Annotated in this window: 17 protein-coding genes and 1 tRNA gene; 9 read left to right on the plus strand and 9 right to left on the minus strand. The window is 38.4% G+C overall.

Annotation, left to right across the window (positions count from 1 at the left end):
- Positions 1–61 precede the first annotated feature (61 nt).
- The gene (locus tag B3600_RS14280) at positions 62–550 is read left to right on the plus strand and encodes a hypothetical protein (protein WP_286753375.1); all 489 of its coding nucleotides are present in this window, start codon (positions 62–64) and stop codon (positions 548–550) included.
- A gap of 7 nt (positions 551–557) precedes the next feature.
- Here the strand turns inward: B3600_RS14280 and B3600_RS14285 are convergent, their stop codons facing one another.
- Positions 558–995: a helix-turn-helix domain-containing protein gene (locus tag B3600_RS14285; RefSeq protein ID WP_070566885.1), complete on the minus strand. Its 438-nt coding sequence runs from the start codon at positions 993–995 to the stop codon at positions 558–560.
- 60 nt (positions 996–1,055) lie between these two features.
- On the opposite strand from B3600_RS14285, the gene B3600_RS14290 reads away from it, so the two are divergent.
- Positions 1,056–1,763: a CPBP family intramembrane glutamic endopeptidase gene (locus tag B3600_RS14290; RefSeq protein WP_286753376.1), complete on the plus strand. Its 708-nt coding sequence runs from the start codon at positions 1,056–1,058 to the stop codon at positions 1,761–1,763.
- Positions 1,764–1,834: 71 nt separating this feature from the next.
- Here the strand turns inward: B3600_RS14290 and B3600_RS14295 are convergent, their stop codons facing one another.
- Positions 1,835–3,127: a DUF389 domain-containing protein gene (locus B3600_RS14295; protein WP_286753377.1), complete on the minus strand. Its 1,293-nt coding sequence runs from the start codon at positions 3,125–3,127 to the stop codon at positions 1,835–1,837.
- A 385-nt stretch (positions 3,128–3,512) separates the two neighbouring features.
- On the opposite strand from B3600_RS14295, the gene B3600_RS14300 reads away from it, so the two are divergent.
- Both B3600_RS14300 and B3600_RS14305 read left to right on the plus strand, forming a co-directional pair.
- Positions 3,513–4,481 (plus strand): ROK family protein, encoded by a 969-nt coding sequence (locus B3600_RS14300; protein WP_046675099.1) that lies wholly within the window; start codon positions 3,513–3,515, stop codon positions 4,479–4,481.
- A 238-nt stretch (positions 4,482–4,719) separates the two neighbouring features.
- On the plus strand, positions 4,720–5,103 hold the full coding sequence (locus B3600_RS14305) for a hypothetical protein (RefSeq protein ID WP_046675100.1): 384 nt from the start codon (positions 4,720–4,722) through the stop codon (positions 5,101–5,103).
- A gap of 132 nt (positions 5,104–5,235) precedes the next feature.
- On the opposite strand, the gene B3600_RS14310 is transcribed toward B3600_RS14305, so the two are convergent.
- The 4 genes from B3600_RS14310 to B3600_RS14325 all read right to left on the minus strand — a co-directional run bounded on the left by B3600_RS14310 (position 5,236) and on the right by B3600_RS14325 (position 8,331).
- Positions 5,236–5,317: transfer RNA gene (locus B3600_RS14310), tRNA-Leu, on the minus strand.
- 194 nt (positions 5,318–5,511) lie between these two features.
- On the minus strand, positions 5,512–6,570 hold the full coding sequence (locus B3600_RS14315) for a hypothetical protein (RefSeq protein ID WP_286753378.1): 1,059 nt from the start codon (positions 6,568–6,570) through the stop codon (positions 5,512–5,514).
- A 180-nt stretch (positions 6,571–6,750) separates the two neighbouring features.
- Complete coding sequence (locus B3600_RS14320; protein ID WP_286753379.1) at positions 6,751–7,194, minus strand: hypothetical protein; 444 nt, start codon at positions 7,192–7,194, stop codon at positions 6,751–6,753.
- A gap of 147 nt (positions 7,195–7,341) precedes the next feature.
- Complete coding sequence (locus tag B3600_RS14325; protein ID WP_286753380.1) at positions 7,342–8,331, minus strand: preprotein translocase subunit SecD; 990 nt, start codon at positions 8,329–8,331, stop codon at positions 7,342–7,344.
- A gap of 439 nt (positions 8,332–8,770) precedes the next feature.
- Here B3600_RS14325 and B3600_RS14330 point away from each other — a divergent pair, with 439 nt between their 5' ends.
- The 3 genes from B3600_RS14330 (at position 8,771) to B3600_RS14340 (ending at position 10,784) form a co-directional block, all read left to right on the plus strand.
- Positions 8,771–9,091: a hypothetical protein gene (locus tag B3600_RS14330; RefSeq protein ID WP_286753381.1), complete on the plus strand. Its 321-nt coding sequence runs from the start codon at positions 8,771–8,773 to the stop codon at positions 9,089–9,091.
- Between the two features lie 287 nt (positions 9,092–9,378).
- On the plus strand, positions 9,379–9,945 hold the full coding sequence (locus B3600_RS14335) for an RNA polymerase sigma factor (RefSeq protein WP_286753382.1): 567 nt from the start codon (positions 9,379–9,381) through the stop codon (positions 9,943–9,945).
- A gap of 2 nt (positions 9,946–9,947) precedes the next feature.
- Positions 9,948–10,784 (plus strand): anti-sigma factor, encoded by an 837-nt coding sequence (locus B3600_RS14340; protein WP_286753383.1) that lies wholly within the window; start codon positions 9,948–9,950, stop codon positions 10,782–10,784.
- Between the two features lie 65 nt (positions 10,785–10,849).
- Here B3600_RS14340 and B3600_RS14345 read toward each other — a convergent pair whose 3' ends face one another.
- A complete protein-coding gene (locus tag B3600_RS14345) occupies positions 10,850–11,683 on the minus strand; it encodes a ferritin-like domain-containing protein (RefSeq protein ID WP_046675104.1) in 834 nt (277 codons plus the stop codon).
- Positions 11,684–11,704: 21 nt separating this feature from the next.
- Positions 11,705–12,427, minus strand: coding sequence for a ferritin-like domain-containing protein (locus B3600_RS14350; RefSeq protein ID WP_046675105.1), 723 nt, complete (start codon positions 12,425–12,427; stop codon positions 11,705–11,707).
- Positions 12,428–12,870: 443 nt separating this feature from the next.
- Here B3600_RS14350 and B3600_RS14355 point away from each other — a divergent pair, with 443 nt between their 5' ends.
- A complete protein-coding gene (locus B3600_RS14355; protein ID WP_286753384.1) occupies positions 12,871–15,684 on the plus strand; it encodes a PAS domain S-box protein in 2,814 nt (937 codons plus the stop codon).
- A 227-nt stretch (positions 15,685–15,911) separates the two neighbouring features.
- Positions 15,912–16,646: an SDR family NAD(P)-dependent oxidoreductase gene (locus B3600_RS14360; RefSeq protein ID WP_046675106.1), complete on the plus strand. Its 735-nt coding sequence runs from the start codon at positions 15,912–15,914 to the stop codon at positions 16,644–16,646.
- 175 nt (positions 16,647–16,821) lie between these two features.
- Here the strand turns inward: B3600_RS14360 and B3600_RS14365 are convergent, their stop codons facing one another.
- Positions 16,822–17,901 carry a fatty acid desaturase gene (locus B3600_RS14365; protein ID WP_286753385.1) on the minus strand — a complete coding sequence of 360 codons (1,080 nt, stop codon included), beginning with the start codon at positions 17,899–17,901 and terminating at the stop codon, positions 16,822–16,824.
- Positions 17,902–18,062: the final 161 nt, after the last annotated feature.

Genomic DNA, 18,062 nt, shown 5'->3' on the forward strand with positions numbered 1-18,062 from the left:
TGCAATTTAGTTGCATATAATGTTTTTTCACTATATTTGATTGTCACATCTTTAATAGGCTATGTTTAAGAAATTTACTCTTGTTTTTTTACTCATTTTTTTAGGTGGAGAGTGTTATTCAGTCTTGGCACAAACGGGGTTGGAATCTCAGCATCTAGCAGACCATAAGCCACTCATGAATGAAGTTTGGAAAACCTTTGATACCATGTTGTATAAAGTGAACAAGAAAAATGGGAAAACGATATACACGCCATTTTTTCCCAGTAAGCTTGCAAAAATGGATGGCATGAAGGTGGAACTTCAGGGGTATATGGTGCCGCTCAAGGCAGGTCTCCGACATAACAGGTTCCTATTGTCCGTTTTACCTGTTTTACAATGCATGTTTTGTGGGCAAAATGGAATTCCACCGATGGTAGAGATTACGTTGGCTAACAACGATAAAATTTGGTTGAAGGAGAACACTATTACTTTAAAAGGATATGTCAAGCTTAACGAAAAAGACAGGACTCGGGTTGAAATTTTTATACAAGATGCATCTATCGTAAAGTAGTAGATTGTTAACTACGCCAAATGGTCCAAAGTATGATCCCATAAACCACAACAACCAAAGCAAGCAACAAAAACAGTTCAAAGCTCGTTTCCGGGAAACCACTTGATTGTGATAGAAAGGCGGCTATTAATAAAATACCAATCAATCCGATACCGATACTTAGTATGAGTTTTCGAGGTTTATTAAATGTATTATTGATTTGGTCAGGTTCTGCTGTATCTGAAATATTGCTTTCCTCTTTCAGTACTGCTATATCCAGCTCAAGTTCCCTTGCTATAAGATTTAGGTTATAGGCCCTTGGAAGGACTTCAGCATTTTCAATACGCTGTACGGATCGCAGATTAAGCTTGACCAGATCAGCAAGTTGCTGTTGTGAGTAGCCTCGGTTTATACGTGCATTTTTGATCAGAAGTGCAATTTTTTCTTTACTTGATTTATTGGTCATCTTACGGCATTTTGCGGCGTATTCAAATGTCGTAAAATTAAATGATTTAAGACTATAGCTTTGAAGAAAAAAAGTATGATTGCTATTGTTATTGAATTGTTGGTTTCTTGGTTTTTACTAAAACACTTCTGTCACCAGGACCTTAAGGTATTGGGCTTTTATGCGAAAGGCAAACCGTTATTTTTAAGTTTGGTTGTACCAATGTTTTATTTGGTTATCCTCTATTTAGGAATAGCCTATTTGGTAGAAAATCCTTATAAGTTTAACCCAGAGTATACACTTGGGGATTTTTTTCGAAGTCTTTATTATGTATCGAAAGCAGTTATATTTGAAGAATTGATCTTTAGAGGAGCTCTATTGTATATTCTGGTCAGTCGCTATGGGAAGACAAAAGCTGCATTCATAACAGCCATAGCTTTTGGAGTTTATCACTGGTTTTCATATGGCATAATCGGACATTCTTTTGAAATGTTAAAAGTCTTTATTTCGACGGGAGTATTTGGTTATTTACTAGCACGTATATGTATAAAAACGGGTAAAATAATATTTCCAATTGCTTTGCATTTTGCTTATAATTTCACAACAATGGTCGTATTCTCAAAGGAAAAAAATATTGGACTGCAACTTTTAATAAAAGCTCATGCCGTCGATCCGGTTAGACCTGAAGGAATATTTCCGTTGTTTGTTGTCGTTATTTATTATGTAGGCTTTCCAGTATTGTGTTATATTTTCCTTAAATCGTTAAAAAACACGAATGGCTGGTCCTGATCTTTTAATTTTTCCATTACTTGCTTGTTGAGCAGATGCTATTAAAAATATATTTTCCGATGGATTGCCTGCTATTGACTAATGATCGCTACACTATCTTTAGGGAAATGATTTTGTAACCATTGTTGTAATTTTTCGTGTTGTGCTGGTGGAAGTGGGGTTTTGGTAGCGTATATAAATGCCACTATACTGGCAACGCTATCGGCCTTTGCATAATGTTGTTGGACACCAATGCTATAGGAATTCAATTCGGGGAATAATACAGCGATATCGCGATCGAGTTGCGGACTGGCCAACTGGTATTTCGCTAATTCATTGTTTAGGGCGCGTATCGTGAGGTCCTTTTCACTTACAGCTGCTGTACGTCTGTCTATTTCGCTTAGAATACTCGATTTTAAATCTAAACTATCCTGATGAATGACAAGGTTAGTATTGGTAATACCAAATGATTCCATTACACGCTGTAAAGATTCAACCTCTTTGTCACTGAATTTTTTTGATAAAAAGGCAAGTTCAAGTTTCTTTGGATTACTATTCATCTCCAGCTTTTCATAGATAACGGTGTAACCTTTGTTGCTGAGTTCCTGTTGAACAAATTGGTTTACCTTGCTGGTGTATTTTTTTTCTTGCAGTAGATTGTATGCAAAATAGACACTTGGCAATACAAGAATAATCGTGATGATGGTAATACTTTGAGTAATTCTTTTTTCGCGTTTTTTATCGATATAATGAGTTTTGGGGTAACGCAAATATTTGACAATGATAAATGTAGCAATGCAGATAAAAACACAATTGATGATGTATAGAAATAAAGCACCCGCAAAATAACTGAGATTACCGATAGCTAATCCGTAGCCTGCAGTACAAAGTGGGGGCATCAAGGCTGTTGCTATGGCAACGCCAGGAATAGGATTACCTTTGTCTACCCTAGTAATCGCGATAACCCCTACTAAACCACCAAATAGTGCAATCATTACGTCATAAATATTGGGGGATGTACGCGCTAATAATTCGGATTGCGCTTCCTTGAAGGGGCTTAAAAGAAAATAAATAAAAGAAACAACTAAGCTTATTAAAGTTGCTATCAATAGATTTTTTAATGATTTTTTTAAGAGGGGAAAATCAAAGGTCCCCAACGCAAATCCAGCTCCAACAATCGGGCCCATTAATGGGGATATAAGCATAGCACCGATAATTACCGCTGTAGAATTTACATTTAGCCCTACAGATGCAACCACAATTGCGCATGCTAGAATCCATGCATTAGCACCGCGAAAAGAGATATTGCTCACAACATTTTCTAGAACAGTCTCCTTTAGGTCTTCTCCCTGATGTAGATCGAAAAATCTCAATATTTTATTCATTAGCGTATTAATATAGTGGCTCAGCAATTATTAAGACGCTAAAATTATGCCGATTTTAGTCTTTTGTCGCAATTCTGCTATACAAAGTCTTTACGGACAAAAACACTCGTTAATAACGTGAAATCTATTTTTCATTTGGCTGAAATCCCGGGTGACCGGCAGATATCGTTGTCTGCTTTAGGTTGCTGATACTTTATTTTACCTCATATTTATCGGGTATTTAGCACATTTAAATTTTTTAAGTTAGGTTGATCTGGTGGTCGGTAGATCGGCTTTTCAAAGGGGATTAGCATGCTATTTATGGATAATTGTGAAGAAGATTTTGTTGATTCCTTATAAAATATTATCTTTTAGTAATTTTAGAACTTAGAAACACGGAAGAGAAATGTCATTAATAGATTTATCAAAACGCGTGGCGTTGGGAATAGATATCGGTGGAACCAATACAAAATTTGGTGTGGTCAATCATCGGGGCGAAGTACTTGAAAAAGGAAGCATAAAAACAGATGCTTATCAAACGGTGGAAGAGTTTATTGATGCGTTGTACGAGAAAGCTTATCCCTTAATTGAAGCATTTGGTGGTGAACAAAGCTTTGATGGGATTGGTGTCGGCGCGCCTGATGCTAATTATTACACTGGGACAATAGACCACGCTCCCAATCTCCCTTGGAAAGGTGTGATTCGATTTAGTGATTTAATGACGGCCAAATTTAAGATTCCCTGCACCATTACCAATGATGCAAATGCCGCTGCTTATGGTGAAATGCTTTTTGGTGCGGCACGCGGCATGAAAGATTTTATTATGATTACCTTAGGCACGGGAGTAGGAAGCGGCATAGTGGCCGGAGGGAAGCTTATTTATGGACACGATGGCTTTGCTGGCGAATTGGGCCATACCATTGTCAAACCAGGAGGACGAAAACATTGGAGTACGGGTTCTGAAGGAAGTTTAGAGGCTTATGCATCTGCTACGGGGATCACTATTACAGCCAAGAAAATGCGGGCCGAATTTCCGGAATCGATGTTGAATCAATTCCCTGAGGACGCGATCAATTCGAAGACAGTTCATGAATGTGCGCTCAAAGGGGATGCGATAGCCATTGAGGTATTTAGGTATACTGGGCAGAAACTAGGTGAAGCATTAGCAAATTTTGTGATGTTTTCTTCTCCTGAAGCAATTCTACTTTTTGGCGGAGTAATTAAGGCCGGTGATTTTATCTTAAAACCCGCGAAACTCCATATGGAAAGAAACCTTTTTCCTTTGTTTAGAAACAAAGTGAAACTGGTCTTTAGTGAATTGGAAGAGGCTGATGCTGCTATTCTTGGTGCAAGCGCATTGGTCTGGGAAAAATAATATATTGGTTTGTTCTCAAGGCAGAATTACCGCTTATCGGGACTGTTGTGTTTTGAGAACAACTTGGCTAAATCGCTAAAGTACAACGGCACTTTCACAGAATACATATGATCTGTTGTCGGGGATTTAAGGAGAAATAACTGACCATTTAATTTATCATAGCGACTGTTATCTTTTTTTGAGAAGCTAAAGGCATAGTCTTTGCTAATAAGTTGTTTTAAACTTAACACTATTCCAAATGAAAAAGACCATTTTTCTCCTTCTGTTGCTGTGTACAGCTTTATTCTCAAAAGCAGATCAACTTCAGGCCTTGACACAAAAGCAAGCCGAAACGGCCGTTGCATACCTTAAAAAAGAACCCATCGTTATTTTATGGTGTAGCTGTTGTGATAATCAAATACCCAAAAAGATTACTGTTCAAGAAGTATATTTCAAGGCATATCCGGATGGAAAATATTATTCTGTGGTTGTAAAAGGACGGGATGAAAGTGGGGCCGAAGTAGAGGAATATGTAGACTTGGCTTATGTGTTCGTAAAAAAAGGTAAAAAAGCGAAAAGCTTAGGAAAAGTGTTGAAATATGAGTGTGACCCTTGTACAAAACCATTTGACTGGGCGGCTTAAATTCTTGACGCGACATATTATCGCTAATCTATTCTGTTTGCTTCAAGAAATTATACCCTCAATGGTGATAACTTAGCGTCAAAAAGTACTGGAAAAAAATATCCCAAGCTGAAAGCTTGGGATATTGATAAGTGCGGAAGAAGGGACTCGAACCCCCACGCCTTGCGGCGCCAGATCCTAAGTCTGGTGCGGCTACCAATTACGCCACTTCCGCATTAGGATTTCTTATGATGTCGCAAATATAAAAACCAAAGTGATATCTTGCAAATCGATAAGCGAGAATCCTCCTCCTAAATACGGATCATCCTGTTTATGAATGGAATATTTTTCAATAGGATTCTTGTTTCTTTAATCATGTGATCAGCAGACGGCTTGTTTATCCAATTTTTTGATGAAATGCTTGCTGTCCTAATCAAGTTTTGTTAAGGCCTTTGAATTTCGTAACAAAAATACATATTGAAAGAAGTCTGTTGTATGATTCGTTTCAGCAGGTATGATATTTTCGCCAAAAAGCCGTGATTTTACAGTTATTAAATCTTGAGAAGTAGCATAAGGTGAATGTGCTGCATTGAGTTTAAATAACGATATACTATTTGGTCGACTTAATTCTTTTAGATCCTGGATGCCTTTCACGAGCATAAGTGGGCCATCTGCATTTACCCAATCTACTTTTTCATCTTCAGGGGTTGGAAATTGAGGATTCTTTGGAAGATACATTTCACTAGCAATGGTATAACTAACAAAGCTAGATACTTTATAGCCGCTATTTTTCAAGCGTGTAGCAAAAGGATCATTGGTTGCATCCTTTCCTTTTTGTAAAACATGAAAAAAACCAAATAGTCCATATAGTTTTTGACCATCAATATGGTGATTTTTAATATAATTTTCCAAATTTAACAGCATAGCTGAATCCCTGGATACGTCAGATTTATCCGCTGTAAAGCTTTTGTCTATGCCAATAACAGTGATTTTTGCCGAATCGGCAAGGTGGCGGTTATAATCATAAATTTCGACCCATTTTTGATATAGCTCTAAACTAGACTGTTGCGGGATACGTTTGCGAATGGAGCTAACTACATCTTTCAGTAGGGCGTTATCTTTTAGCGGCTTGGATAAAAAGCTGTTTAGTTTGTTGGCATTTGTACTATCCATCTCAGCAATGTAATATTTAACACCAAGCTTTTTGTTCAAATAAAATAACAGCTCTTTGTCCAACTTTTGATTGTCTGCGTAGCCATGAATTTCCCCAAGTAAGAAAATATCCGAATTATAGAAGCTATTATCGAATAGAGAATCTACAATACGATCCTTAATCTCCGTTTTATGAAGCTTGAGGTACGCTATATTTTCCGCGTTGGTATTTCCTATAAATATCCGATTGGAAATGAAAAAATAGAGAAATAATAGCCCAATAATAGCCAGTATAGAAAAAAATGTAATCTTAATAAATTTAAAAAACTTTTTCATAAATGAGGTTTTGGCAAAGGTATTATTTTTCAAGGAATGAACCAATAAGTATCCATGCATATAATTAAAATATATGTATTGGTGTTTTTAAAAATTGGGTCATTCTTTAATAGAATTGGGTCATTTTTCAATGACTATTTCCATAGGACGATTGTTGGCGCACAGTGAACCGCTGCGGGCTTATTTTACAGTTTTTTGTACAATAACAGCGATTTTGTAGTTACCCCGTAGCGTTTGTGTCCCTTGTTCCTTGTTCGGATAAGGGGCGATATCCTGTAATGAAATGGTATATCCGTTGGTGTTGGCAGTTCTTCGGTAACCTCTATCCTGTAGGTCTATTGTTGCGAGCTTTATTGTCGTGGGTTTAGTTGCTTTTTCTGCGATCTCAATTTCTGCTACTGCAACTCCAGACCAAATACAGTTGACGCCTTCAGGGCAACGGCTATCTTCTGAAATACCATTAAATTTGATCTTGATCGGATATTCTCGCAATGATTTTCTTTGTCCCTCAGCTAAGGATACACTTTCTCTCTCTGTTCTATTTCCAATATTTTCCTTTTGTGTTGCACAACCCGCTAGCGAACAGAATCCTAGCCCAATAATAAGCGTTTTATAATTCATCATCTTTACCGAAATAAAACTAGTATAAATGTTATCCAGTTATCTAGTCATTACTACCAAAATTAAGCCATATTTAAGAAAACGTGCTAATCTTTCGACTCTTAATAGCGCTAAGCTCCCACTTGAATCATTGCTATGGCTTTTGAGCGATTATTGCTGTGATCCATTTTCATCATGATCTGGCTTTTCAGATTCTTCACAGCGTGAAAAAAATAGACTGGTAATTGACAGTTTTGATGGATCGAATTGTTCGTCTTTTAGAAGCAACAGATTCTGACGGATGTATTTATTTAAGTATCGATCGTCTTGCTCAGGATTGCCAGCAAAATAGGCCTCATTTTCCGATGCAAACTTACTTACATATCTATTGGTGACAGTATCCAAGACGTACTGTTCGAGGTCAGGATAAAATAGGGTATAATATGCGTTACTAAATATTGCTAGGGGGTCAATATAATTTGCCCGATCATAATCCTTCTTCATGGTCAATATTTCGTGCCAGTGTTCTTGATTTGAACCGTCTTGATTTTCTCTTAAAAAACCTCTTTCTCCACCGTAATTGGAGAGTCTGATGGCTAATTTATTCCCTTCAGCCAAATATAGGAAAGCGCTGAAATGTTGACGTGCACGTTGGGGTCTGTTATAAACAGCTATAAAATCATTGAATTTTTCTTCATTGCTATACTGAAAGACTTGATAAGTACTGTCATGTTCCATAAACTGGTTTTGTACAATAAATTTAAGCGATTGAACCGGTTTGGATTCCTGATGAACAAAAGGGGGGCTGAAACAGTTTGCCTTGTCATTGAAAACCCGATGTGTACTGTCATTATCAAATTGTACATAGGTTTTACCTTCTTCAAAACCTGCCAAATTGATACAAGTACTGTCTGTGAAATTAGGCTTGTGACGCCCATACAGTTGAAATAAAGGGGCTTCATCTGGATAGAAAAGCAGGTAGTCTTTTTCAAAAACATAGGAGCCGAAAACAGATGTAGCATAACCATATAACAGAAATCTGCCATCTTCAAAAAGACAAATCCCGCTATTACCACCATACTGTCCACTGATGGTCTTTGCCTTATCTTTTCCGTTTGGAAAATAGTGCGTGACTTGCTGTGCTTTACTATTTGTTACCATAAGGATAAGACTAATTAAGCCTAGAATTTTTTTAATGAATGACGTGCTTTTACTTTCTTTCCGCATATCTTTTGTTATTTATCAAATTTAAACCATTGCAATACTGGTTCAATGGTGGTATTTACAATCCGTGCAGGCATTTTACGATTCGCCGAAACCTGTAATGGGGCAAACTAACACATATTCTTTCGCTTGGTAAATTAGTGGTTTTATCCGTCGTATTTTCAACTTACATTAACATTTTTTTCCACCTATTAGAACAAAATATACCCCTACTTAGACCGCTGGTTCGAATATCTTTGATTCTCGTCTGATGAACACTTCGCCTGCTTTGAATGTTCATGGAAATTTATGATGATTTTATTATAGCCAATAAGATAAATAGATGTCAACACTAACCCGTATAAATGCATATATGCATCTCAAAAAACATATTCGAATGAATGTAATTGCAGATCTTGATATGAGTATTTTCTATTTTAAGAAAAGACCTTTCATCGTGATGGATTTGTCAAATGAAAAGATATATTTCAATGATAGTGGATTAGAATGGTTGCGTTCAGAAAAACAAATAGTGCAGCCTGTTCAATGGACTCGGAGTAAGTATCTTCCCTCCAAAAATTGGGTGGGTATAGCTGTACATAACGTAAAGAATGACTTGATTATTCAGCTAATTGACGAATTTTACTTGGCTACATGTGAAATGCTGTCGATAAATCCAATTTCCAAGGAAAATTCGTCCGACAAAATAAAGCTTTAGACAGATTTTAATAGATTTAAATGTGATTCGTCCTCCCAGGTGGAATCAAATCATGAAAAACTAGCATTGAAAATTAGAAATACAAAAAAGAGTAAATTAGTACGATATGGTGGAAGCAAATCATGCATTGCGTATTAAAATATAAATAATAATGAGGATTAACAGAAAATAGGCTAACTTATATTAGGTATTTTAACCTGTTTTATAGGTACTTTAACTTGTTTTGTCTTTGCTGCTTTTTTTTTAAATTTTTAATTTTCATCTTTAGCGTATTATAAACGTAAAATTTGAGTCCATTAAACAACCTTTCTGAAGAAACATTGATTCTTTTATTGAAAAAAAAGAATCAACAGGCTTTTAGTTATCTTTATGATCACTATGCCGATGCACTCTTTGGTGTGGTTTGTCGTATCGTGGTCTCAACGGAGCATGCGGAAGAAGTCATCCAAGATGTATTCGTCAAAATTTGGCGATATATCGATGTTTTCGATGCAGAAAAAGGCCGCCTTTATACCTGGATGATTAACATTGCCCGCAATACAGCCCTCGATCATCGAAAATCAAAAGCTATCGTAAACGAGCAGAAAAACCAACCGCTCTCAAATATCGTAAATAGGGAGGAAGAACAAGATCTAAGTCAGGGCGAACAACACACGAAAGCAGATTTTATTGGATTTAAAAATATTTTAGATAAATTGAAGCCGGAATGGCGAATCTTGATTGAGATGGCCTACTATGAAGGATATACACAACAAGAAATTGCTGAACAGCTTGATGTGCCGTTAGGAACAGTAAAAACACGTACCAGGGCAGCTTTTATACAATTACAACAATTACTAAAAGAGTACCGCTAGTTTTGGATATTAGAGCATACATATCGTCGGGGATTATTGAATCGTACGTTTTGGGACTTGCTTCTGAAGAGGAAGTGAGCATCTTGAATTGTATTCGAAAAAATAATAGCGAAGTGGAACAAGCCATCATCGAAGCAGAGATTGCACTCGAAGATTTGGCCGATAGCCAAGCGATAGAGATGCCTATGCAATTAAAACAGGATATATGGAATAAACTCATTGCAGAAAATCTAGTACCAAACGAAGATCATAAAATTGATGAAACATTAGTGCCTTCTTCTACGGACCATAACGACGTAATTGTTATGGATACCGAAAAGAAAACGCTTGTTGCTCGATCATACAAGTGGACTATTGCTGCAAGCCTATTGTTAGCCGTTAGTATTGGTGCTAATATCTTCCTATATCAACGTAAACAAGATACAGCGAATAGGCTAAATCAGACGACGTCCTTACTTGATGCTGAGCAGGCAAAACTTGCTACCCTACAGGATAAATGGGCTCTCGTTCAAAATCCAGCAATAAAAACAATCCCTCTGAAGGGGGTAGAAACTAAACCCGATTACCTTGCTTTGGTATTCTGGGATCAAGTATCAAAGACGGTTTATCTGAGTATTGAGCACATGCCTGTTGCACCCAAAGGTAAGCAATATCAACTGTGGGCAATGGTCGATGGTAAACCTGTTAATGCCGGTGTTTTTCCACTTGACTTAAAAGGAGATACAGCAAGTAAGATGCTGGATATTCCAAAGGCCCAGGCTTTTGCTATTACCCTCGAAGATGAAGGCGGCAAAGATGTACCGACACTCACAGCATTATGTGTAATGGGGAGTATATAAAAAACAATGCCCTGATGGGATAAACCGATCAGGACATGCTAAAAACAGGTAAACTACGTCTTTTGTTAGGATTTTATAAAAAGACCTGCAATATTAAGTACAGCTTCTGCAGTTAGAGGTTCATCGAAAGACTGGGTTGCTGCATTGGTCGAAATTTTCCCCATGGCACCTGCCAATGTTGTAATATCCACTCCCGCTTGTGTTATATTATTTTCGCCTGCATATACCGGATCGACAACTGCGCCAATACCACTGTCATTACTTCCTGTAATCCAAGGTTTTTGATTGGCAGCTCCACCTCCGCGAGCACGACGCATTTGGCGGATATGAGAGGCATGTCGTGCCTCAACAGAATGGATCTGAAGCGCCGCAGTCAGTACAACACGATTGCCGAGTAAAATTCCCGCTTGCCCTTTATAAGCTCTTACCCCGGTGTCTTCAAATGCTTGTGCGATAGCTAAAAATGTGTCGTAGTCACTGAAAACATTGCCGAAAGTCCCCCCAGCGGTGAAATCAAAGGTTGGCTTTGAAACAGCTTTATTGCCTAATACCTGTTTAAGAAAATTCACATGTGCAATTTCATGGTCACGAATGGTGGTTATCGCACCGAGTGGTTTACCTGTGGGGATAAGACCTGCTTTGGCAACAGCCATAGTGTAGTATTCTGCTTCGAGATATTCCAAAGTCAACGCATAGTTGAGTACTCCATTGACATCTGTGGGAGCCGTAGCACCATAAGCTTTTTTAAAGAGCTCACCTATCATAAAGGGCAGGGCAGCCAAAGTTATTTTTTTGCTCATTGAAGCCAAACTTTTAATTGCTTCGCGACGAGGGCTGATGCGATCGCTGAATTCAGGATCTACAGCATTTATTTGTTCAAAAACGTTTAAGAGATTCATGATAATCAGTTTTTAGGTGAATTAATAAGTTGGTAGATCGCTCACATCAATCTTGGATTTAATAAATGGCGCTGCGGCACTAAGGACAACGCTTGGACTCTTTGCGACATCAAGACCATTTGAATCCACTACTTCCTGATTGGCAAAGCTACCATTGTCGATCATATCCCTGACCCAGGCGGCATGTCTAGCTTCAACAGACACGATCTTGCCAGCCAACAGTAAATAATTGACATCTTTTATTAACCATCCAGCACCATTGTAGGCCGAAACGCCAAGATCTTCAAATGTTTTTGCTGTTGCCAGTACCGTTTCGCGACTGCTGAAATTGATACCGCCTAAATTAAATTCAAGACTTGAAATGGCTTTGGCCCCTAGGGCTACCTTGAAAAACTCACGATGAGCAATTTCATGATCACGGATATCCGTAAAAAAAGTTTTTTCCATGTCCGTCATGCCACTATAGGGGTTGTTGACTAGCTGGATATAAAATGCAGCTTCAAGTTGTTCAAGTGCATAGGCATAATTTAGGATGGCAATGTCGCCGCTACCAAAGTACATGCCCTTACCACCGTTATCCATGCCATCATCGTGGTCTTTTTTGCAACTCGACATACCCAGGATGGCTAATGTAGCAGCACTGGCTCCTGCATATTTTAAAAAATCTCTTCGTCTGAGATCTCTTTTGTCCATGTCACTATTGGAGTTCAATAGTGTTTCGTTGTGGGAGGTTATCTTTTCCATAACAAAAGTCTTTTAGTTTATAATTTTTTTCTGTACTTATACCCATTTACGACTTTTTGGAAAGCTTGGATTTCATAAATTCTTTTTTTTTTAAAATATATTTTTGGCATTGAAAAACCGATATAATCTTCTCCCTTTTGGGAACCGAAGGCAGCACGGCGCTTATTATCGGTGATCTTTTAATCTAATAGTTTGTTTTTTATTTAAAACTATTTTAACACAGCGGTGTTCATGATTATATTTTATCATGCTATTACCGCTGGTTTTCTACTTTTTACGATAGACTAAGAAAAGTTAAAACCAAATCGATATTAATTGGGCATTGGAATGATTCAAATCAATCGTTAAAGATTAGTGAAATATTATTTGTACGTTAGCGCATGCTATACATTTGGACCTATAAAGACTTCGAAGATAAAATTATTAACAATACAGGCTTTTGAATGAACGCTAAATTATCGCCAAAGAATGAATCAGATCGGATACGCGTGTTGCATGAATACGAAATTTTAAACACAGCAGCCGAGGAAGAGTTTGACCGCATTACGAAAATTGCATCACTAGTGTGCGGTACACCCATCTCATTGATTTCACTAGTGGATAAGGATATGCAGTGGTTTAAATCGCGGGTTGGCTTGGAGATAGACGAAACAACGCGCGATGTTTCTTTTTGCCAATATACGCTGGAAGAAGATCAGCTGATGGAAGTTGAGGACGCCAAAAAAGACGATCGCTTCAAATCGAATGAACTCGTTACCTTAGAACCAAACATTCGTTATTATGCTGGATTACCATTAATCGATCCCAACGGATATGCCTTAGGGGCCTTATGTGTTATTGATCGTGTTCCAAGGCAGCTCGATCAGCATCAAAAAGAGATCCTAACCCTTCTTCGGGATGAGGTTGTCGCGCTTATTGTCAACAGAAAAGAAAAAGAAAAGTATAAAGAAAGTGAACAAAAACTGAAAGCATTTTTCGATAACTCTCAGGGACTTATGTGTACGCATGATCTGATGGGCAATTTTATAGCCGTCAATGAAGCTGGAGCCAAGACTTTGGGCTATACACGGGAGGAGATTCAGTTACGATCACTTTTTGATATTGTCCCATCGGAGGGGCACAAGAATTTACAGGACTATCTGGGCGCAATTGTTCAACGCGGAACAATCAAAGGAGAAATGCGAACCTTGACACGCTCGGGTGAGACGCGTATCTGGATGTTTAATAACATTTTGCAGACCAATGGGAACAAAATACCCTATGTGATTGGCAATGCCGTGGATATTACGGAACAGCATTTTCTAGAAAAGGAACTGAAGCATGCCCAAGCAACATTGATGCGGACTGGAAGGGTAGCTAGAATTGGAGGCTGGGAATATACGCCTGCTGATGGGAAGATTGTTTGGTCCGAAATTACGCGAGAAATTCATGAAGTACCCGAAGACTATGAACCAGAGCTAACAACTGCGTTACAGTTCTATAAAGCGGGATCAAGTAGGAATAAAATACGGACTGCCATTGAACATGCACTCGCTTCGGGAGAAGCTTGGGATTTGGAGCTTGAGATTGTCACCTTCGCTGGTCATGAACTGTGGATACGTGCATTGGGAAATGCTGATTTTGAAAATGGCCATTGCGTTCGTTTATACGGTACCTTTCAGGATATTGATAAGCGTAAACGCATCGAAGCAGAGTCTTCGAATTCAAAAAAACTGCTTTCAGAAGTATTGGATGCAACCTCCGCTGTAGCTATTATCGCGACCGATACGACTGGTGTAGTCACATTGTTTAATACAGGAGCGGAAAACCTTTTGGGATACCGCAGTGAAGAGGTCATTGGGAAATTGGGGCTTGAACATTTTCATTTGAAAGAGGAGCTCGTGTTGAGAGCTAAGGAACTGGAAGTTGAATTAGGACGTTCGGTAGATAAACTTCGTTTCTTTGTAGATATGGCAGAGCTGCATGGTGCTGAACAGCGAGAGTGGACCTATTGTCGAAAAGATGGATCTAGATTGTATGTTTCCTTAGCCGTTACATTTATTCGGGATATTAACGAAAATGTTATCGGTTATCTTGCGATTGCAACTGATATTAGCAGGATTATTCATCAACGGGAAGAGCTGGAAAAGGCGAAATTAGTAGCTGAACAGGCAAGTGCAGCAAAATCACAATTTTTGGCAAATATGAGCCATGAGCTTCGTACACCTTTGAATGGGATTGTTGGCTTTACCGATTTGTTGCTTGGGACAGCACTTGAAGATACTCAACGGGAATATCTGAGTATCGTTGATCAATCAGCCAATTTATTGCTTGGAATTGTAAACGACATTCTAGATTTCTCTATAATTGAGGCTGGCAAACTACAACTGGACGTTGAACAGACGGATCTTCAGGACTTGGTTATTCAACTGACAAACTTTCTCAATATGCAGATCAAAGCCAAAAATTTAGAGTTTTATCTGAATATCGCGGCCGATGTGCCACATTATATTTGGGTTGATGCCCTCCGTATCAAGCAAGTATTGATGAATTTATTGAGCAACGCCACAAAATTTACCGAGAAGGGAACTATTGAACTCAGCATTACAGTAGAATCACATGATGCCACCCAGGCTGTTCTGTGCTTTAGCGTCAAAGATACAGGCATAGGTATTAAAGAGGACAATGTGGAACGGATATTTGATGCATTCACACAGGAAGATAACTCGATGACTAAACGTTATGGGGGAACTGGCCTTGGACTAACAATATCGAATAAATTGCTTAAAATGATGGGCAGTGAATTGAAATTGGAGAGTACCTTTGGTGCCGGTAGTCGTTTCTTTTTCACTATTAATGTTCCCGCCGTTTGGGAAATTAATGCGTGGGATGGATTAAAAAAAATAAAGGATGTACTAATTGTTGCAGAGGAAGAGTCGGAGCGAAATGATTTGGATCGGATGTTATCGTTAAAGAAGATTAATACCGTGCATGCAAAAACTGGATTTGAGGTATTACAGATATTAAAAAAGGGACATCATTTTGATGCAATTTTGATCGATCATCAATTGCCTATCATCAGCGGTATTGAAACGATACAGAATATTCGTGAAAAAAATTTCGATAACAATACTGAGCCGACCATTATTCCTATTTTTAGTTCGAATCAGCAGGATATAGAACAGCTATGTCATTCCGTGGCCATAAGTAGATGGTTAGTCAAACCCTTTACGCCGGAGGAGCTGTATACAGCTTTAGTAAAGGTGAACGTTTCTTAGTTTGAAGTAAGCTCTCAAAGTTGCATGAGCCGTATTTACGACCTAAGTTATCCATTTATGCACAGTTAATAGGTTCTCTTGATAGGGCGATGATGAAGTGTCTGATTTCCTTTGAATATGATTTTTTTGATTTCTAGCGTATCAAGAGCATGTTTATTATCGCAAGTTTCGGATTTTACAGCATTATCTTTCTGGATAGCTTTGTGTTGGATAATAAATAAAACACCATGCAAATTTTTAAAGATAAAGTCATCCTGATTACAGGGGCTAATAGAGGGATAGGAAAGTCACTGGTAAGTGCATTGCTCAATAACGGTGCAGGGAAGATATATGCAACCTGCCGGGATTTAAAAAATATGCCAGCATTCAACGATCATCGAATCGTACCGCTGCAACTAGATATTACCGATGTTAAACAAGTAGAAATGAGTGCGCTAGCAGCCCCAGATACTGAGATTCTGATTAACAATGCAGGAACCTTAAATCCAGGGAATATGCTACAAGGAGAAGTATTGGCGATGGAAAATGATCTGAAGGTAAATTATTTTGGAACAATAAACATGATGCGTGCATTTGCTCCAATTCTGATAAAGAATAGGCCATCTATCATGATCAACATTGTTTCGATTGCCGCCTATTCGCCTTTACCTTCTATTGCTGGGTACGCTGCTTCCAAAGCAGCACTTTATTCTGCTACACAATCTGTTCGAATTGAACTGGCTAAAAAGGATGTGACAGTATATGCTGTTAATCCGGGAGCAATTGATACCGATATGAACAAGGGAAGTGATTGGGATATGCCAGATCCAGATCGTATCGCAATAAAGATAGTAGAAAGTGTCGCAGCCGGAAACCTCGATATAGTCCCGGATGAAATGGGACAAGGTATGTATGCCGCATGGCGAGAAGAGCCTGCGAAATTATCAAAAATATTTTCTGATCTCTATCATCAAGAAAATTAGATGTTCACTATTGTTCGGCGCTATCGATGTTTATGAGTAGCGCCGAACAGTATGCTGACGATCAAAGAAGACGCTGTCTCCAAAGTCGATTTTACAATTCGGATCCAAATAAAATTTGAAACTTTATTACATTAAATGGAAAAGGACCAAGATCGCTTCGAAATGCAACGATTGACTATTCTTTTGATTTTAGGTATGGGATACGATATTGTTCATCAAATCTTTTCTTGTCATCCCGATAGCTGCTGACGGCTCCAAATTTATGCATCATTTTAATATAGCACCATGCGAGATCTATCTGATAAGGCTTAAAGCCACTCCGCGCACTCTTTGGATATAAATGGTGGTTGTTGTGCCATTCGCCTGCTACAATGCCAGGCCATAACTGGTTTATGGATTTGTCTCTCTCATTGAAATCGATACCTTCACGTTGTTTGTCTTCACCTTTTGCATGCCCTTCATAGTTGAATGTGCGCACACCGACTGCCCAAAAGCCGGCGGCTCCAAAGAGTGTACAGGCAAGTGCGTGACCACCGATTAAATAAAAAGCGGCATACCAAAAAGCCCAGTTTAATATCCAGGATCCTATTGCATGTGAAGGATTGACGTACGACCCCCACTTTTGATATTGCGCATAACTATTAGCTGTTACACCCGTGTGTCGCATAAGCAATTTGACGCGGTTATAGGAATTTTCCGTAAGGTTCTTAGCAATAGGCTGGTGATTTACATCGGCTAAAAAACAGTATAGAAAGCCAGCTTGGGCATTATAGGGATCACCCGGTTTATCGGATTTTGCGTGGTGAACATGATGTGAAATAACATATATTTCTTCGGGAATTACATTGATGGTCAAATTCTGCGTGAAAAAACGCCAGAAACCGTTGCGGAATTTAAATGCGCCGTGTGTCGCAAATCGATGATGCCATATCGTTCCATGGGTCCCCATAACGATCATACTGTACAGGAACGCGGCTAACACAGTCCACCAACTGAAATGGTAAACCAAAAAGATGATAAAAAAGGGGATGAGGCAAGCTACTTTTAACCAGCTAAAAAAGGGTAACCAATTTCGTTTATCCTTAAAAATATTAAGGCGTTTGAAGAATTCAGTGAAAATTTCTTTTTTGCTTGGCTTTACGAGATTTCCATCGGCGTCTTTCCATCCGTAGGTTGGAACTTGCAGAACATGGTCTAAAAAGGGCATTTGTGGTTGATATAAATTATAATTTTTGCTAAAGGTATCATATTCCATGGTTAAAAAGTGTTAATGTTAAAAGTTTAACATATCCTTAAGATGTATCAAGCAATTCGAGAAGGATGAAATAGCTTGCTGGAAGTTATAATATTAATAAGCAAAGGCATCACGATTAATGCTTATTTTACCATAAAGTGATACGGAATTTAAAGGGAGTT

This window comes from Sphingobacterium sp. UBA2480, from assembly GCF_002341965.1.
Taxonomy (GTDB): domain Bacteria; phylum Bacteroidota; class Bacteroidia; order Sphingobacteriales; family Sphingobacteriaceae; genus Sphingobacterium; species Sphingobacterium multivorum.

Excerpts from the sequence above, each read along its gene's own strand:
- B3600_RS14280 (WP_286753375.1), top strand. The coding sequence starts at position 62 with ATGTTTAAGAAATTTACTCTTGTTTTTTTACTCATTTTTTTAGGTGGA.
- B3600_RS14285 (WP_070566885.1), bottom strand. The coding sequence starts at position 995 with ATGACCAATAAATCAAGTAAAGAAAAAATTGCACTTCTGATCAAAAAT.
- B3600_RS14295 (WP_286753377.1), bottom strand. The coding sequence starts at position 3,127 with ATGAATAAAATATTGAGATTTTTCGATCTACATCAGGGAGAAGACCTA.
- B3600_RS14300 (WP_046675099.1), top strand. The coding sequence starts at position 3,513 with ATGTCATTAATAGATTTATCAAAACGCGTGGCGTTGGGAATAGATATC.
- B3600_RS14305 (WP_046675100.1), top strand. The coding sequence starts at position 4,720 with ATGAAAAAGACCATTTTTCTCCTTCTGTTGCTGTGTACAGCTTTATTC.
- B3600_RS14315 (WP_286753378.1), bottom strand. The coding sequence starts at position 6,570 with ATGAAAAAGTTTTTTAAATTTATTAAGATTACATTTTTTTCTATACTG.
- B3600_RS14320 (WP_286753379.1), bottom strand. The coding sequence starts at position 7,194 with ATGATGAATTATAAAACGCTTATTATTGGGCTAGGATTCTGTTCGCTA.
- B3600_RS14325 (WP_286753380.1), bottom strand. The coding sequence starts at position 8,331 with ATGGTAACAAATAGTAAAGCACAGCAAGTCACGCACTATTTTCCAAAC.
- B3600_RS14330 (WP_286753381.1), top strand. The coding sequence starts at position 8,771 with ATGAATGTAATTGCAGATCTTGATATGAGTATTTTCTATTTTAAGAAA.
- B3600_RS14345 (WP_046675104.1), bottom strand. The coding sequence starts at position 11,683 with ATGAATCTCTTAAACGTTTTTGAACAAATAAATGCTGTAGATCCTGAA.
- B3600_RS14350 (WP_046675105.1), bottom strand. The coding sequence starts at position 12,427 with ATGGAAAAGATAACCTCCCACAACGAAACACTATTGAACTCCAATAGT.
- B3600_RS14355 (WP_286753384.1), top strand. The coding sequence starts at position 12,871 with ATGAACGCTAAATTATCGCCAAAGAATGAATCAGATCGGATACGCGTG.
- B3600_RS14360 (WP_046675106.1), top strand. The coding sequence starts at position 15,912 with ATGCAAATTTTTAAAGATAAAGTCATCCTGATTACAGGGGCTAATAGA.
- B3600_RS14365 (WP_286753385.1), bottom strand. The coding sequence starts at position 17,901 with ATGGAATATGATACCTTTAGCAAAAATTATAATTTATATCAACCACAA.